This is a genomic window from Streptomyces niphimycinicus (assembly GCF_018883605.1).
Taxonomy (GTDB): Bacteria; Actinomycetota; Actinomycetes; order Streptomycetales; family Streptomycetaceae; genus Streptomyces; species Streptomyces niphimycinicus.
The window spans coordinates 1-774 of sequence record NZ_JAHLEM010001148.1 but is presented as its reverse complement, the minus strand read 5'-3'; the positions used below and the strand labels follow the sequence as shown (position 1 = coordinate 774).

Annotated in this window: 1 protein-coding gene; it reads right to left on the bottom strand. The window is 69.8% G+C overall.

The features are described from left to right. Nucleotides 1-774, bottom strand: a 774-nt coding sequence (locus tag KN815_RS48330; protein WP_216348103.1) for an acyltransferase domain-containing protein, incomplete at both ends; no start/stop codon positions are given.

Below are 774 nucleotides of genomic sequence, written 5' to 3'. Positions count from 1 at the left end.
CCCTGACTGTGACCCATCACCGCATCCGGCTCCACACCCACCGAACGCCACAACTTCGCCAGCGACACCATCACCGCGAACAACACCGGCTGGACAACATCCACCCGGTCGAAACCAGGAGCGCCCTCAGCACCCCGCAACACCTCGGCCAACGACCAGTCCACATAAGCCGACAGAGCCGACTCACACTCACCGACCGCCTCCGCGAACACCGGCGAGGACTCCAACAGCCCCACCGCCATGCCCACCCACTGCGCACCCTGACCCGGGAACACGAACACCGAACGGCCCCGCACCTCCGCCACACCGCGCGTCACACCAGCGGCAGCCTCGTCCGCGGCCAACGCACCCAGCCGCGCCAGAAGCTCCTCACGATCAGCGCCCGTCACCACCCCACGGTGCTCAAACGGGGACCTGGTCGTCGCCAGCGACAGGGCCACATCCGAAACGCCCAGCTCCGGGCGGGCCGCCACGAACTCCCGCAGCCGCTCGGCCTGTGCCTGCAAACCGGCCACGCTGCGGCCCGACACCACCCAGGCCACCGGACCCTCGGCCACCTGGGCGTCGGCGACCTCGACCGGCTCGGTCTCCGGAGCCTGCTCCAGAATGGTGTGCGCGTTCGTCCCGCTCACGCCGAACGACGACACAGCGGCCCGACGCGGATGTCCCGTCTCCGGCCACTCGGCGGCCTCGGTCAGCAGTCGCACCTCGCCCGCCGACCAATCCACCTCCTTCGACGGCTCATCGATGTGCAGCGTCTTCGGCACCACCCCA